Raw genomic sequence first — 15,640 nt, forward strand, 5'->3', positions numbered from 1 at the left:
GGGCCGCGGGGGCGTTCGGCTAACTGCGGGAACGGCCTATTCGCTCAATATGTTCGGTTGAGATCGGAAATCAACCCATTGAAGGTTTTACGCTTGGCATCCTTAGCGCGACGCTCGCTCAACCCCTGATCACCGGATTGCCCGAATTCCGGGATGCTGCCTCCGCTCCAAACAAAAGGCCCAACTCGCGATGAGCTGCCTCCCATTCCTTAAACATTAGAAATGGGAGGCTTTCCACCCCATGCCTCTATCGGAAACGGCATCCCGTCCTGAGCATCGAATCCGGGACGCAGTTTCCGCATGCGGCTTCGTTAGGAAAGCATATTCCACTCTGAGCGCTCATTCCGGGGTGCAATTTCCGCCAGAGACGCCGCCGAGAAAGCGTATCCCGGTTTGGAGCCGAAATCTGGATGCGGTTTCCGCTTGAAGGGCGATCCGGAAAGCGCGTCCCATTCTGAGGCTCGATACCGGGACGCAGTTTCCGCGAGGGGCCAATCCGGAAAAGCCATCCCACTCTGAAGCCATAATCTGGGACGCGCTTTCCGCCAAAGGCCGCAAAGGGAAAGCGCATCCCATTCCGAGCATCACATCAGAGCGCTTGGTTATCTCCGCTCGCACATCTCGGCAAACGAAATCAGCTTGGTATCTCCCCTGCTCGCCGCGGCTTCCTGACATCCTTGCGTAAAGCCACCCTTCGAGAAGATCACGTAGCTTTTATGCTGCCGCCTAAAGAGCTCGCTTCGGTACACGAGCTTTTCCAGAACATCCCCGCCTACCGGTTCGTTACGCCATTTGCACTCCGCAAAGAGCGCCGCGCCTTCTCCGTCGTCGACAATCAAATCGATCTCTTCCTGCGTACGCGTCCGATTGTCCGTTCCCCACCAACGGCCCACCGTCGCCGGAATCACATCGAGCTGGCCCGCGCGCGCAAGTTCGTACACGTACTGCTTGCAAATGAGCTCAAATACCACGCCCATATAGTCGGACAGATGCGGCTCGATGCGCGCGTATGCCATCTCGGCCATGCTGTTTTGAATGAGCCCGATGTTCTGCGGCACAAACCGGTACCAGAACCTAAACATCTGATCGCACAGTTGATACACGGCCCGTTTGTTGCTCGTCTCGTTGAGCGGCAACTCGCGCTCGACGATGCCGAGCGATATCAGCTTATCAACGTACATTTTAACGTTACTCGCAGGAATCCCCGCGGCGCCGGCAATCTCCGAGAGCTTCGAGCGGCCTTGGGCGATCGCCTGCACAATGGCATCGTATTGCTCGGGGTTGCGGCACTCCTGCAGCAGCAAGTTACTCGGCTCTTCGAAGAGATAGCCCGAAGGATTGAGGAACAAACGCTTGATGTTATCTTTGAGCGATACCGACGGGTCAACTTTTTCAACATACGCGGGAATACCGCCCGTCATGCCGTAGCAAACTGCTGCATCCTCGTAATCCATCCTGTGCCACAGGCCAAGCGTCGTCAAAAAGTTGAGCGGCATGATTTTAAACTGCGCCGTTCGCCTGCCGTAGAGCGGACTCTCGTAGCCTAGCACTTGCTCTTCCATAAATGAAAGCGATGACCCGCACAGGATAAGCATGAGCTTGGTTTCTTTGTACAAATGGTCGATTTTTTCCTGCAGCAAAGAGCTGACCTCGGGGCACGACTGAGCCAGGTAAGGATACTCGTCGATTACAACGACCAAACGGCTGTCGCGCGACATGGCGGCAAGTGCATCGAACGCCTCGTCAAAGCTTCTAAACGCCACACTTGCCGCGCCCGTCTGACTGGCAAGCATCGCTTGGCTCAAGTACTGCAAGTTCGCCTCCGCATTGGTGCGGCGCGCCTGAAAGTAAATGGCGTGCTTGCCCTGAATAAACTCCGTGATAAGGCGCGTCTTGCCCACGCGACGGCGCCCGTAGATTACGGGCATTTCGAATGAATCCGAACTGTAGAGCCGATTGAGCTCGGCCATTTCCGTTGTTCTGCCGATAAACATGCGCGCGCCTTCTATCCTCTATGTTATAGCTATCTATATTATACTTTTCTATAATATAGATAGCTATAACATAATTCGCCAAGCGGCGTACGAAAAGGGGCGATATACCACCGCACGTGGACCGTTCTGGAAAATGTATCCCGTTCTGGAGCCAAAAACTGGGCCGTAGTTTCCGCAGTCCCATGCCATCCGGAAAGCGCGTCCCGCTCTGAGCCTGAATTCTGAGATGCACTTTCCGCTGAAGCTTCTGCCGGAAAATGCATCCCATTCTGAGCGTCGAATCGGGACGCAGTTTCCGGTAGAAGCACCGCTGGGAAAGTTCATCCCACTCCGAGAGCTCATTCTGGGATGCAGTTTCCGCTTGAGGCCCGATCCGGAAAGCGGATCCCACTCTGGGGCCGAAATCTGGGACGCAGTTTCCGGTTGAGGGCTGATCCGGAAAGCGCATCCCATTCCGAGCGGCAATTCCGGGTCACAGTTTCCGCCGACACAGACGACGATCCGCCGCCCGTATCACATGCCTTCAAATATGCGATCCAGAAACACAAAACAGCAGATAGAATGCTCTTTTTCGAAAAAGTACACGTCCCGAAACTTACCAAAGCTTCATAACTAGCTACCATTCACGGGTGCCGATTACCGCCCACCGATTCGGATGTAAAAATGTCGCCGAAAAAAGGCCATCTACCTGCATGGTTAGATTTTAGTCAGCTTTTGGTCAGTTGAGCGGCAAGTTCCGGCTGATACGTTTTTGCCACCCCAAAAAGGAGGCGGTAGCCCATGACCCATTGCAATGATCAACTCATCGACCAGCTGTTAAACCAAGCCGAGCAGGAGGGGCGCTGCCTGATTCCCCCAAACGCGGCGATCCGAAAAGCGCTCCTTCGGCGCATCGGCGACATGGTCGTTTCCCCCATGCCGGGACTGTTCGCGCGCAAAATGCGCTGGGATGAGCTCAACCGGGCGCAGCGTCATTGCGAGATTATTCGCGCCCTTGCGATCATCCACCCTGATTGGACCTTCTGCTCGTTTTCGGCAGCTTGCCTGCTGGGGCTCGAGGTCTCGTGGCGACACCTGAATGTCGTGCATGCCTGCAGCTCGACAAAGCCGTCGGCTCGCCCGGGCGCGCATATTCAGCGGCACCAGATTGAGCCGGCCGGAGCAATACGCAGAGCCGGCATATCGGTAACGCCGCCCATCCGAACGGTCACAGATTGCCTGCTGCAAACTGGTTTTGCCGACGGCATGCCCATTGCCGATTCGGCGATCTCAAAGCTCGGCCTTACGCGAGAGCAGTTGATGGAGGCCGTCGAGCAACGAGCGACCGCCCGCAATGGTCGCGCGATTCGTACGGCCCTCACAACGCTTCGATATGCCGACGTCCGCGCCGAGAGCGGTGGGGAATCGGTCGCCCGCGCTACCATGATCGAAACGGGCTTCGCACCCGACCAACTTCAATACGAGCTGACGGACCCCTTCGATTCGACCAAGAGCATGCGAACAGATTTTGCCTGGGAGCGCCAGGCGCGGGAACTTACGCTGGGCGAACTCGACGGGCTCATCAAATATACCGACCAGACCATGCTGGCCGGACGCACCACCGCCGAGGCGCTCGTTGTCGAACGACAGCGCGAGGCGCACCTATCGCTCTACGGCCATCCGCTCATCCGCTTTACCATGAACGAGGTCCGCTCGGCAGGAGTGCTCGCCAAAAAGCTGCAGACGGCAGGCATCCGGCAGACCGCGCTGCCGACATGGCTCAACGACGTGGAGCTGTAGGAGCTGCTAGGCCGCGCATCGCCGGATCGTATCTCCCCTATCTGGGCCGCATTTTCCCAACGGCCACGCCAACGGAAAGCGCGTCCCAGTCTGGACGCTCAAAACGGGATGCACTTTCCGGATGGCGGGCCTACCGGAAAGTGCATCCCGGAATCCGGTCTCGGAACGGGACAGGCTTTCCGGTTGAGTCCTTCAGCGGAAACTGCATCCCGGAATAGACGCTCAAACTGGGACGCAGTTTCCGCTGAGGTTCTATCCGGAAACCGTGTCCCACTCTGAGCGTCAATTCTGGGATGTACTTTCCGCCTGAGGGTTCAGCCGGAAACGGCATCCCACTCTGAAGCGAAATTCCGGGACGCAGTTTCCGGTTGAGGACCAATCCGGAAAGCGCATCCCATTCCGGGCGCGCATTCCGGGACACAGCTTCCACTTGAGGCTTCAACTGGAAAGTGCGTCCCAGCCTGGAGCCATATTCCGGGATGAACTTTCCGCTTGAGCCTTCAACTGGAAATCGCATCCCGCTCTGAGCGCGCATTCCGGGATGCAGTTTCCGCTTGAGGGCCGATCCGGAAAGCGCATCCCATTCCGAAGCCAAGAAATGGGATGCGCTTTCCACTAGCAGCAGGCGCGGCATAACAAAAGGCCCCGGCTCGCGATGGAGCTGGGGCCAAAGGTGCAGCATATGCAGTTGATGCTGAGCGCGAACAGCCCGTCAGCAATGGCCGTGCGCGTCCTACCCTACCCGCGGTGACGGGCGCGGCTGTACGGCGTATCCACCATGGGCAGATCCGGACGCAGCTTGCCGTCAAATGCGCGGTAGGCGTTCTGCACGGCGGGCGCCGTGGGGATCGTGGCAATCTCGCCGATGCCCTTGCCGCCGTATGCCACGGGCAGCAGCTCGTCCTTCTCCACGTAAATGGCGTGGATATCCGGAATCTCGGGCGCACGGAACAGCCCGAGCGTGCCGTACCTGGCCTGGGGCACGCAGTCCTTAAGCGGCCAATCCTCGGTAAGCGCATAGCCCATACCCATGAGCACGCCGCCTTCGATCTGACCCTGGATGGAGATGGGATTGACCACCTTGCCGGAATCGTGCGCGGCATAGACCTCGCTCACGCGACCGTCATCATCCAGAATGACCACGTGCGTGGCAAAGCCGTAGCAGATGTGGCTCTTGGGATTGGGAACGTCGGCGCCCAGCTTGTCGGTCGGCTCCAGGTACACGTAGCCAAACTCGCATCCCTCGAGCGCCTTGATGGCGGCCGCGGGATCCTGGGGATGCATGCCCTGACCGGCGACGAGTTCCTGCGTGCGCAGCTGATAGGCGCGACCGTCATCGTACTCGATCTTGACGCCGTCGCCATGCGCGCTCACGGGAGCATCGGGCGCAGGCTTGCCGGCCTCGATGCCAACCATGGCATCGCGCAACAGGAAGGCGGCGCCGCGCACGGCCTCGCCGGTCACGACCGTCTGACGCGAGCCAGACGTGGTTCCGGAGTCGGGAGCGTTCTCGGTGGAGCACTCGCCGTTGGCGATGCAGCGAAGCGGCAGGCCGCATGCCTCGGCAACGTCTTGCAAAAAGACGGTGTTGCAGCCCTGACCGATGTCGGACGTGGCGGCATAGACCACGGCCACGCCGTTCTCGATGCGAATCTTGCAGCGACCGGCATCGGGCAGGCCCACGCCCACGCCGGCGTTCTTCATGGCGCAGGCGATACCGGCGTGTCCGGGATGCGCGTAGTAGGCATCCTTGACCTCGAGCAGCGTCTCCTTAAGCGCCGTGGAGCAATCGGCAATCTGGCCGTTGGGCAAAACCTCGCCCGGCTCGATAGCGTTACGGTAGCGGATCTCCCACGGATCCAGGCCGACCTTCTCGGCCAGCAGGTCGATTAGGCTCTCGAGCGCAAACTCGGACTGGCACACGCCAAAGCCGCGGTACGCGCCGGCGGGCGGGTTGTTGGTGTAGTAGCCAAAACCGCGAATGTCGGTGTTCTGGTACTTGTAGGGGCCGACGGCATGCGTGCAGGCGCGCTCGAGCACCGGGCCGCACAGCGACGCGTAGGCGCCGGTATCAAAGTTAATCTCGCAATCCAGGCCGGTAAAGTTGCCCTCGGCGTCGCAACCCAGCGTAAAGGTGCCGTCCATGGCATGACGCTTGGGATGGAAGGCAAGCGACTCGGCACGCGTGAGCTTGCACTTCACGGGACGCTGGAACTTGTACGCGGCGAGCGCAGCCAGGTGCTGGATTGACACGTCTTCCTTGCCGCCAAAGCCGCCACCCACGAGCATGGTCTCGACGACCACGCGCTCGGGTTCGTTATCCCAGCCAAACATGTGGGCGCACTCTTTGCGCGTATCGTAGGCACCCTGATCGGTCGACTGCACCTTGACGCCATTCTTGTACGGGAAGGCAACGGCGCACTCGGGCTCCAAGAAGGCATGCTCGGTAAAGGGCGTAGTAAAGCGCTGCGTCACGGTGAATGCGCTCTCCGCCAGCGCCTTGGCGGCGTCGCCGCGCGTCACATGGCGGCTCTGGCACACGTTGTCCTTGAGCTCCACCGTGTTGCCGAAGGCAAAGAAGCTGTCGTGCAGGCGCGGGGCGTCGGCAGACCTGGCCTCGGCGATGTTGCGCACGGGCTCCAGCGGCTCGTAATCAATCTTTACGAGCTTCTTGGCCTTCTCGAGCGTCGCCTCGTCCTCGGCAACCACCAGCACGATGGCATCGCCCACGCAGCGGGTGATGTCGCCCTGGGCGATCATGACGTCCCAGTCCTGGATAAGGTGGCCGACCTGGTTGACCGGCACGTCCTCGGCGCGCAGGATGCCAACCACACCGGGTAGGGCCTCGGCCTTGGAGGTATCGATGGAGAGCACGCGGGCGCGCGGATACTTGGAGCGCACGGCGCTAGCGTAGGTCAGGCCCGGCTGATCGAGCTCGTCGATGTCGTCGGGATACTTGCCCTCGCCGAGCACCTTCTTGCGCACGTCGATGCGGAAGGCGCGCTTGCCCACGCCGTAGTCGTCGCCGCGCTCCAAATCCTCGTCGATCTGCTTTTCGCCACGGAGCACCGCAGCGGCAAGCGAGATGCCCTCGATAATCTTTTTGTAGCCGGTGCAGCGGCAGACGTTGCCGCGGATGGCGTACTTGATCTGCTCCTCGGTGGGCTCGGGATCCTCGGCGATGAGCGCCGCACCCGCCATGACCATGCCGGGGATGCAAAAGCCGCACTGCACGGCGCCCACGGCGCCAAAGGCGTACACAAAGGCCTCGCGCACGTCCTCGGGCAGGCCCTCGACGGTCACGATGTCGCGGCCGGCGGCAAGAGCGGTGGTCAGCACGCACGCCTTGACGGCTGCACCGTCCACATGGATGGTGCAGGTGCCGCACGCACCCTCGGAGCAACCGTCCTTGGCGGAGTGAATGTGCAGGTCGTCGCGCAGGTAGCGCAGCAGCGGTTTATTTTGGGTCGTCGTGCGCTCGACGCCGTTAACGGTAAAAGTGAATTCCTGTGCCATGGTGATTCCCTTCTACACGCCGGCGGCGATGCCGGTGCGGTCGTGGATGGCGCCATGCGGGCAGACGACGGCGCACATGCCGCACGACAGGCAGTCCGCGCCGTCGATATGGGCGCAGTTGTCCTCGATGCGGATAGCGCCGGCAGGGCACTTTTTGGCGCACATGCCGCAACCGATGCAGCTGGTGTCGCAGATCTTGCGCGCAATGGCGCCCTTATCGGTGTTGTTGCAGCGCACCAGGATGTTCTGGTAGCCGGGAACGAAGGCAATCACGCGCTGCGGGCACGCCATGCCGCACAGGCCACAGCCCGTGCACTTGGAGCGGTCCACACGGGCGACGCCGTCGACCAGCGCGATGGCACCGTGGGGGCAAGCCGTGACGCAGGCGCCACAGCCAATGCAGCCTTCGCTGCAGCGGGCGTCGCCGCCTGCGGAGGCGCAACCACTTCCGCAGGCAACGTAAGCCACGTGATGTTGAATGGATTTGGCCATAAGAGACTCGCCTATTTCTTAAGAAGGTACGAATAGTTGTCGCGCACGGCCCTGATGGTCAGGCGGACGGCCTCGGGCAGGCCGGTGTTGACGGCATCGACCGAGACGGTGCGGACCGTGCCGGCGACGCGGACCTTAAAGTGGTCCTCGTCCACGGCCAGGAAGCCCTCGTTCTCGGAGTTCTCCATGTCCTGCTCGCTCCAGAACAGGGTGAGCTTGTCCTTATAGGGACGACCCTCCTGGTAGGGGCAGAACACGGCGCAGTTGCCGCACTCGTTGCACATGCCGTCGACATGGACGACCTGATGCTTGGCCAGGCCCGGCACCTTAATTGCCACGTTGGCGCGGTTGGGGCACACGTCGCAGCAGACCTCGCACACCGAGCCGCAGCCCAGGCAACGGGTCTTGGTGCAGTTGCGCTTGTCGCGGCAGAGCGTACCCTTGCGCTCGTAGCAGGTGTCCTCGCGGCCGGCCTGCTCGTTGCAGTCGGCGTACTTGTTAAAGTCCACGCCGGCGATGGCGCGAGCGACCTCGGCGGCGTCGGAAATAGCCTCGACCACGGTGGCAGGACCGCGACGGCAGTCGCCCGCAGCCCAGACGCCCTCGACACCGGTGGAGGTGGCGGCAAGACGGCCACGACGGTCGTGCTCGACGCCCGCGGCATCATACAGGCTGGCATCGATACCCTCACCCACGGCGCAGATCACCGTGGTGGCGGGAAGCTCAACGTTCTCGCCCGTGGCAACGGGGCTGCGACGGCCGCTTGCATCCGGCTCGCCAAGCTCCATAACATCGCAGGTCAGCACGGCGCCGTTGAGTGCCTTGGGAGCCAGCAGCTCGCAGAACTCAACGCCGTCGGCAAGAGCAAGATCAAGCTCTTCCTCGTCGGCGGGCATCTGCTTCTTGGTGCGGCGATACACCAGGCGCACGTTCTTCACACCAGTCAGGCGCTTGGCCACGCGGGCCGCATCCATGGCGGTGTTGCCGGCGCCGATGACCACGACGTCCTCGCCCAGCTCGAGCTTCTCGCCCTTCTTGGCGGCCTCGAGGAACTCCAGCACGTCGAGCTCGGCGCCCTCGCCCAAGCCCGCAGAACCAGGCATCCAGGCGCCGGTGGCCACGACAACATCGGTAAAGCCCTGGGCCTTGAGCTCATCAATGGACTCCACGCGGGCGTTGAGCTGCACCTTGGCGCCAAAGGCCAGGCAGAGCTCGGCATCGTGGGAGATATCGTCGCTGGCGATACGGAACTCGGGGATCACGTGACGGACCACGCCGCCGAGCGAGTCGCGGGCCTCAAAGATGGTGACGGGCACGCCGGCGCGCGTCAGGAAGAATGCCGTCGCCAGACCGGCCGGGCCGCCGCCGATAACGGCAACGTTGCGCTCGCCGTCGTTGGCGATGGCCTGGGCGCGCAGCTTGGGCAGCACGGCGGTCATGGCCTCGCGGGCGGCCTTGAGCTTGCTGGCGCGAATCTGGGCGCCCTCGGGCTCGTAGAACGCACGCTCGCAGGCACGGCCGCAGGGATGCGGGCAGATGGTGCCGGTAATGAACGGCAGGGCGTTGCGCTCGATGATGACGTTGAGCGCGTCCTCGTAGCGACCCTCGTCAACAGCCGCCAGGTAGGCGGGAATATCCTGCTGGATGGGGCAACTCGTGCGGCACGGCGTGGTAAAGCAGTCGGAAAGCGGGCTCTTGCCGGCGACCTTGCGGTCGGGCAGCGGGCGCAGCGGCTTCTTGTAGAGCGGGTTGGTGAGCGAGTCGGTCTGGATCGCGGTCACGGCCTCGAGAGAGACACCCGCGAACGGCTTGCCGTCCAGGTCGGTAAACTCGCCGGCCATCTGGCTAAAGCGCTCGTAGCCACCGGGCTTGAGCACGTCGGTCGCCAGAGTGACGGGCCAAATGCCGGCATCGTACAGGGCGCGGATATTGTAGACCGTGGCACCACCGGAGTAGCTGATGCGCAGCTTGCCATCGAACTGCTCGGTAATGCGACGGGCGGCCTCAATGGTCAGCGAGAACAGCGAACGGCCCGACATGTACATCTCGGTGGAGGGCAGCTCGTTTCTCGTCACGTCGACGGGGAAGGTGTTGGTGAGCTTGACGCCAAACTCCAGCCCGCGCTCGGCACACAGGGCAATCAGGCGCTCGAACATAGGCACGGCATCGACCCACTGCAGGTCCTCGCGGAAGTGCGTATCGTCGAAGACGATGTAATCAAAGCCCAGCTCGTTCAGACGCTGGCGGGCAAACTCATAGCCCAGCAGCGTGGGGTTGCACTTGATGTAGGTGTTGAGGCCCTTCTCGGTGATCAGATAGGTCGCGATGCGCTCGATCTCCGCCGGCGGGCAGCCGTGCAGGGTAGACTCGGTGATGGAGTTGGACACGCGCGCCGGGATGGACTCGACAAATGCGGCATCGACATGCTCAAACTTGTCCAGGTTGGCGAGCGCCCATGTGCGGCACTCGTTCCAGACGTCGGAGCCGCTGGCGTCCTTCATACCCTCGATGTAGGCGTCGACCTTGGGGCTCTTGATGCCCTCCAGGTCATAACCCACGGACATGTTGAAGACAAAACCGTCCGGGCTTCCCAGGCCGTACTCGCGAGCGATGAGGTGGCAGGCGAACCATGCCTTCACGTACTCGGCAAAGGCCTGCGGAACCTCGAGCTCGGTCGACCACTCACAGTTGTAGCACTCGTCCTGCGCCACGATGCAGGGCTTGTTCACACACTTGGAGAGCTCCTCGCCGTCCATAACCTGGACGGTCTTGAGCTCAAAGAAGCGGGAACCGGCCACGTAGGATGCCACGATGTTCTGGGCAAGCTGCGTATTGGGACCGGCGGCCGGGCCAAACGGAGTCTCGATGCGCTCGTCAAAAATGGGAAGCGCGCCCTCCTGGTTGGTCGTAACCATCTTGCGCACGCCAAAGATGGCGTCCTGGGTCTTGTGCTCCTCGATGATCCAGTTCATCAGCTGCGAAAACGGGATCGGCCTCATGATGTCGCTCATTATGAGCTCCTCTCTGTAACGCCCGGCGAGACCGCGCGGCGGGCGCAAATACGGTGTAGCGCTAGCACAGCGCCGGCGACCCCGCGGAGGTCGCCTATACGCGCGTCGGATGCGGCGAAACATCCGACGCGCGTTAATCTACTTGTTATTAGTAGGTGCGATCGTTGAGCGTGCTCCAGAGCTTCTTGGACTCAGCCATGGTCCACGCGTTGATCTTTTCCTCGTCAATGCCAACGAACTCGCGATCCTTGTACAGAACCTTGCCGTTGATGATGGTGGTACGGCAGTTTTTGCCCATCATGCCAAAGAGCATGTGGCCGTCGATGTTCTCCTCGCTCAGCGGCGTAAAGGGCTTGTAGTCCATAACGATGACGTCGGCAGCGGCGCCGGCCTCGAGCACACCGAGCTTGCGATCGAAGTACTTGCTGGCCATCTTGGCGTTGTTCTCGAACAGCATGGTCATGGCCTCGCACCAGCCCACGTTGGGCATGGCGGCATTGTGGCGCTGAATGATCAGGAAGACCTTGAGGCTCTCGAGCATATCGTGGGTGTAGGCGTCGGTGCCCATGCACACGGGGATGCCGCGGCGGAAGAACTCGAGCACGGGGGCGCAGCCCACGGCGTTACCCATATTGGATTCGGGGTTGTTGACCAGCCAGGTGCCGGACTCCTTGACGATATCCATCTCGGCGGGCGTCACGTGGATGCAGTGGCCGAGCATGGTGTCGGGACCGAGCAGGTTGTGCTGCAGCAGGCGCTCGACGGGGCTGATACCGCCGCGGTTGAGGCGGGAATCCCACACATCGTTCATGCCCTCGCACACGTGGATGTGGAAGCCGGTCAGGCCGTTGTTGGCCTCGGCCATCTTGTCCATGGTCTCGTCCGACAGCGTAAAGGTGGCGTGACCGCCAAACATGGCGGCGATCATGTGGTTGTCGTTATCGCGACGCTCCTTGGCGGCCCACTGGGCGAACTCGGCGTTCTCGGCAATGGCCTGGTCGCATTTTTCCTGGCCGCGGCGATCGGAGACCTCGTAGCACAGGCACGAACGCATGCCCAGCTCCTGAGCGGCGTCCTTAATGGTAAAGAGGCTTCCCGGGATCTCGCAGAAGCTCGCGTGGTGATCGAAGATCGTGGTGACGCCGTCGCGGATGGAATCCAGAATCGTGGCATAGGCGCTGGCCTTGGTGCCGTCGAGCGTCAGGTTGTCGTCGATCTTCCACCACTGCTGCTCAAGATTCTCCAGGAAGTTGGTGGGGTTGCAGCCCTTAATGGCAAGGCCGCGGGCCAGACCCGAGTAGATGTGGGTGTGGCAGTTGATGAGTCCGGGCATGATGAGGTTGCCCTGGGCGTCGACGTACTCGGCATCCGGGTACTTGGCCTTGAGCTCACGCTCGGGGCCCACTTCGACGATCGTATCTCCGTCAATGGCGACCGCACCGTTGGGAATAAACGGAGTCTGAGCGTTGCGGGTAAAGACGGAACCGTTAGCGACCAGAAGCATAAATGCTCCCTTCAACATCAGGGGCGGGGTTTGACACCTCTGACATGGCGGAAGTGCGAAGCGCCGGCCTACACCGGAAACGGGCCCTCTCCCGTCAACGCTTCACCAAAGGGACAAGCCCTTTGAAGTGCGGCTTGGCGCCGCATGGCGCCGGCGGACGAGGCGATGCGTCCGCCGGCGAATAGCACCGAATTGGTTACTTCTTGCTCTCGGGCAGGACCAGATCCACAGCGGCATCCTTGGCGGCATCGATGTGCTGAGCCACGACCGGCGTCTGCGGAAGGATCAGGTTAAGGACAATGGCCATGATGGCGGTGGGGGTCACGGCGTTGGAGCCGATGACGGTGGACACCCAGGCGGGCATGCCCTCGCCGGCGAGGCAGCCGCTGGCCATCCAAATACCCAGGCCAAAGACGACCGAGGTGCCGACGATGGTGGTGGTGCGCTGCGTGAGGCCCTCGCGGGTGAACATGCGCACACCGTTCATGGTGATGGTGCCAAAGACGCCGACGGTCGCGCCGCCGATGACAGGCTGCGGGATGGCGGAGAGCACGGCAGAGAGCTGCGGGAACAGACCGGCGATGGCAAAGACGGCCGCGATGATCACAAAGACCCACTTGTTGACGACCTTGTTGGAGCAGATGATGCCCACGTTCTGGCCAAGGGCGCTGGTGGGAAGACCGCCCAGCAGGCCGCCGACCATAGAGGTGAGGCCCTGGGACACAATAGCGCCGGAGAGCTCGCGCTCGGTGGGCATACGGTCGATGGAGCCCAGGCAGGCGGCGGAAACGTCACCGATAACCTGGATGGCAACCATGGGGAACACGACGGCGAGGGTAATGCAGACCTCGGGATCAAACTCGAGCGCGTAGGGCATGAGCTTGGGAAGAGCGAAGACCTGAGCGGTGGCGACGCTGGAGAAGTCGATCATGCCAAAGGGGATCGAAACGATCATGCCAACGATCATGCCAAAGAACACGGATCCCAGCTTGAGCGTGCCCTTGCCAAAGTTGGCGAGCGCAAAGACCACGGCGAAGGTGATAAGAGCGACGCACCATGCCTGCGGGGTGCCCCACAACGGCGTGCCCATGCCACCGGCCATGTATTTGACGGCCGTGGGATAGAGAGAGACACCAATGGAGAAGATGACCGTGCCGGTCACGACGGGCGGGAACAGCCACTTAATCTTGCTGTAGGCCAGACCAAAGAGGACCGCGACGGCGCCGCCGACGATCTCGCCGCCCAGCAGCGCACCAAAGCTAAAGCCCGAGGCACCCATGGCCTGGAGGGCCGGGAGGAACGCGAACGAAACGCCCATGACGATGGGCAGGCCGCCGCCGATGCGACGGAAGGGAGCGAAGGCCTGAAGGGCCGTGTCGATTGCCGAAAGAATGAGCGCGACCTGGATGATGTCGGTGCTCTGCTGGCTATTAAAGCCGTAGACGCCGGCCATGATGACAGCCGGGGTGATGATACCGGCAAACGAAGCCAGTACGTGCTGAAGGGCACACGGGATCATTTCCTTAACGGGAGGCATGCCTTCACGAGTGAACAGGGCTTCAGTGCCGTTCTTAACCGTCTCCTGGGTCATTTGACCACCAATCCTCGAAATAGTTGTTTTCGCATCTAACGCTCTATTGTGACGCAGTGCGGGGTTGAGGTTGTGCCTTCGTTGCATATCGTATTAAAGATGATTCTCATTCTCAATAATAATTTTTTGTTATCAGACTATTCTTCAGCTGAGATAATGCATTTCCGCAGGTCAGGAAAGTGTCTTGTCAAAATAACATCTTACTTTTCTTTTGGTCGACCGTTTACCGCTAAATTCCTACCGTTCGTCTGTATTACGCAATGTACCTGCGGATATACGAGATGATGAGCAGCGTGTTACCATGATAAAAAATTGTTATGAACACTTCGATAGAACCAAAAGGAGTTGCCCGTGAACGAGACCGTACGTCGCTTTTTGCCGATGGTCGATTTCCTGGAGCAGATACTCGGCAAAAACAGCGAAATCGTGCTGCACGATTTCTCGGATCCCGACCACGCCATCGTCGATATCCGCAACGGCATCGTGAGCGGCCGCAAGGTCGGCGGTCCCGCCACCGACCTGGCACTCAAGATCATGCACGACGCCAAGTATCGCGACCTGCCGTTTATTACGGGCTACGAGGGGCGCGGTGCCGGTGGCAAGACGTTGGAGTCGGCGACGTACTTTATCCGCGAGAATGACGAGATTGTCGGTATGCTCTGCGTCAACACCGACCTCTCGACCGTGCGCTCCATCAACGCCATGGCGCAGCAGCTCATGGCGTGCTTCGACGCGGCGCCGACGCGCACGGAGCCCGCCTCTATCGAGGTCGAAAGCCTTTCGGAGTCCACACAGGAGCTCATCGACCGCAGCATTGCCGAGTTGCTGAGCGCGCGCGGGCTGGATGTAGCATCGCTTGGTCAAAGCGACCGCGTGGACGTCATTCGCCACCTCAACGGCAACGGGGTGTTCATGCTCAAGGGTGCCGTGGCCTGCGCCGCCACCGCGCTGGGCATCTCGGAGCCCAGCGTCTACCGCTACCTGCAAAAAGTCCGCAAGGAAGGCTAACAAGTAAAAAGACTGCCCTTGGTGGCTCCGCAAGCGATCCGTCACGTGACAAAAGAACCCTGCAGTTCACACGCACTGCAGGGTCTTTTTGCATGTCATGTTTAGTTGTTGTCAACACCTTAGAGAGCGGCGACGACCTCGATCTCGACCAGACCGCCGGCCGGAAGGGCGGCAACCTGGAAAGCGCTGCGCGCGGGGAACGGAGCCTCGAACTTGGAGGCGTAGATCTCGTTCACGGCAGCGAAGTCGGCGATGTCGGCCAGGTAGACCGTGGTCTTGACGACATCGGCAAAGGTGGTGCCGGCAGCGGTCAGCAGGGCCTCGACGTTAGCAAGGGACTGCTTAGCCTGGGCCTCGACGCCCTCGGGCATCTTGCCGGTTGCGGGGTCGATGCCCAGCTGGCCGGACAGGAACACCATGTTGCCGGTCTGGATGCCGGGGGAATACGGGCCGATGGCTGCAGGTGCGTTATCGGAAGACACGACGGTCTTGCTCATGTTTATCTCCTTACGATCAATTGAGAGAGCGTGAGCGCGGTGTTCACACCGGGAGGCACAGTTCGGTCTGAACACCGCGCTTGATTTGGGATAGTACTCAAGGTTTCCGCGCGATGCAAGATTATTATCACGTTGCGAGAATATTTTATCGCCCAACGGCGCCTATCGGCCGCTGAACGGCACGACCGGACGGTGAAGCTCAAAATGATCCGTTTCCCTCCGCCCCCTATGGATCACCTGATCCGCTG

9 protein-coding genes are annotated in these 15,640 nt (G+C 61.0%); 2 read left to right on the forward strand and 7 right to left on the reverse strand.

All coding sequences use genetic code 11. The features are described 5' to 3' along the window. Positions 1–602: 602 nt before the first annotated feature. Positions 603–1,994 (reverse strand): ATP-binding protein, encoded by a 1,392-nt coding sequence (locus tag AB5Z20_RS08730; RefSeq protein ID WP_368156978.1) that lies wholly within the window; start codon positions 1,992–1,994, stop codon positions 603–605. Between the two features lie 780 nt (positions 1,995–2,774). Between AB5Z20_RS08730 and AB5Z20_RS08735 the strand changes: the two genes are divergently transcribed. Continuing rightward, positions 2,775–3,773, forward strand: a complete 999-nt coding sequence (locus AB5Z20_RS08735) for a hypothetical protein (protein WP_368156979.1) — start codon at positions 2,775–2,777, stop codon at positions 3,771–3,773. A 738-nt stretch (positions 3,774–4,511) separates the two neighbouring features. Here AB5Z20_RS08735 and xdh read toward each other — a convergent pair. The 5 genes from xdh to AB5Z20_RS08760 form a co-directional block, all read right to left on the reverse strand. Beyond that, a complete protein-coding gene (xdh, locus tag AB5Z20_RS08740; protein WP_368156980.1) occupies positions 4,512–7,289 on the reverse strand; it encodes a selenium-dependent xanthine dehydrogenase in 2,778 nt (925 codons plus the stop codon). Positions 7,290–7,301: 12 nt separating this feature from the next. Continuing rightward, a complete protein-coding gene (locus AB5Z20_RS08745; RefSeq protein ID WP_195503603.1) occupies positions 7,302–7,781 on the reverse strand; it encodes a 4Fe-4S binding protein in 480 nt (159 codons plus the stop codon). Between the two features lie 11 nt (positions 7,782–7,792). After that, entirely contained in the window at positions 7,793–10,792 is a 3,000-nt protein-coding gene (gene ygfK, locus AB5Z20_RS08750) for a putative selenate reductase subunit YgfK (RefSeq protein WP_368156981.1), read from the reverse strand. Positions 10,793–10,940: 148 nt separating this feature from the next. After that, positions 10,941–12,296 carry a putative aminohydrolase SsnA gene (gene ssnA / locus AB5Z20_RS08755; protein WP_368156982.1) on the reverse strand — a complete coding sequence of 452 codons (1,356 nt, stop codon included), beginning with the start codon at positions 12,294–12,296 and terminating at the stop codon, positions 10,941–10,943. A 196-nt stretch (positions 12,297–12,492) separates the two neighbouring features. Beyond that, positions 12,493–13,887: a uracil-xanthine permease family protein gene (locus tag AB5Z20_RS08760; protein WP_089572468.1), complete on the reverse strand. Its 1,395-nt coding sequence runs from the start codon at positions 13,885–13,887 to the stop codon at positions 12,493–12,495. Positions 13,888–14,238: 351 nt separating this feature from the next. Here AB5Z20_RS08760 and AB5Z20_RS08765 point away from each other — a divergent pair, with 351 nt between their 5' ends. Further along, positions 14,239–14,895: a helix-turn-helix transcriptional regulator gene (locus tag AB5Z20_RS08765; protein WP_271758618.1), complete on the forward strand. Its 657-nt coding sequence runs from the start codon at positions 14,239–14,241 to the stop codon at positions 14,893–14,895. 119 nt (positions 14,896–15,014) lie between these two features. Here AB5Z20_RS08765 and AB5Z20_RS08770 read toward each other — a convergent pair whose 3' ends face one another. Then, positions 15,015–15,392 (reverse strand): RidA family protein, encoded by a 378-nt coding sequence (locus AB5Z20_RS08770; protein ID WP_368156983.1) that lies wholly within the window; start codon positions 15,390–15,392, stop codon positions 15,015–15,017. Between the last annotated feature and the right edge of the window lie 248 nt (positions 15,393–15,640).

This window comes from Collinsella aerofaciens (genome assembly GCF_040910245.1).
GTDB lineage: Bacteria > Actinomycetota > Coriobacteriia > Coriobacteriales > Coriobacteriaceae > Collinsella.

What these genes read in the sequence shown, in the direction of transcription:
- xdh (WP_368156980.1), bottom strand. Translation starts at nt 7,289, where the DNA reads ATGGCACAGGAATTCACTTTTACCGTTAACGGCGTCGAGCGCACGACG.
- ygfK (WP_368156981.1), bottom strand. Translation starts at nt 10,792, where the DNA reads ATGAGCGACATCATGAGGCCGATCCCGTTTTCGCAGCTGATGAACTGG.
- AB5Z20_RS08730 (WP_368156978.1), bottom strand. Translation starts at nt 1,994, where the DNA reads ATGTTTATCGGCAGAACAACGGAAATGGCCGAGCTCAATCGGCTCTAC.
- AB5Z20_RS08770 (WP_368156983.1), bottom strand. Translation starts at nt 15,392, where the DNA reads ATGAGCAAGACCGTCGTGTCTTCCGATAACGCACCTGCAGCCATCGGC.
- AB5Z20_RS08760 (WP_089572468.1), bottom strand. Translation starts at nt 13,887, where the DNA reads ATGACCCAGGAGACGGTTAAGAACGGCACTGAAGCCCTGTTCACTCGT.
- AB5Z20_RS08735 (WP_368156979.1), top strand. Translation starts at nt 2,775, where the DNA reads ATGACCCATTGCAATGATCAACTCATCGACCAGCTGTTAAACCAAGCC.
- AB5Z20_RS08745 (WP_195503603.1), bottom strand. Translation starts at nt 7,781, where the DNA reads ATGGCCAAATCCATTCAACATCACGTGGCTTACGTTGCCTGCGGAAGT.
- ssnA (WP_368156982.1), bottom strand. Translation starts at nt 12,296, where the DNA reads ATGCTTCTGGTCGCTAACGGTTCCGTCTTTACCCGCAACGCTCAGACT.